Below are 597 nucleotides of genomic sequence, written 5' to 3'. Positions count from 1 at the left end.
GTGTGACTCATCATAGATCGTCACATTGGCTTTTTGAATCTCATTTACCGAAAAACTGATTTCTTTTCCGTTTTCTTTTTTTACATGAAGCAAAAAATCACCATTGATTGCGTACGTATTGATGCCGGTCAAAGCTATTAATACTATAAGACTTAATTTTAAAATCGTTTTCATGATACTGCCGTTTTAAATTAGTAATAATTTCTATTGCTAAAGTAGCATCATAATYCCAACCAAAACACAACTGTATTCTCTAATAAAGTTGTTATTTTAACCTTACGAAAACGATGTATTGCTCATTCGGACAATACAGCATACTGAYTGGGTAATTTAGAATAGTTTTCAAAATTATTTATTTTCAAAAAAACTTTTGCACTTCATCCTTTAATAAACCACAGCCACAATACAAATGATGCAAAATAAATGGCATAAAACAAAAAACCCTTCATCAATATGATGAAGGGTTTTCAAAAGAAAGGCAGCGACATACTCTCCCACATAACTGCAGTACCATCTGCGCAGGCGGGCTTAACTACTCTGTTCGGGATGGGAAGAGGTGAGCCCCGCCGCAATAACCACCTTAAGGCTGTTGGTTGT

The 597-nt window shown here is 35.0% G+C and carries 1 rRNA gene; it reads right to left on the bottom strand.

The window, feature by feature from the left end:
- Positions 1-473 precede the first annotated feature (473 nt).
- Positions 474-583 (bottom strand): 5S ribosomal RNA (gene rrf, locus AC1DVP_RS21395).
- Positions 584-597: the final 14 nt, after the last annotated feature.

Source organism: Flavobacterium sp. P3_A6 (genome assembly GCF_056403035.1).
This window is presented reverse-complemented; position numbering and strand designations above follow the sequence as displayed.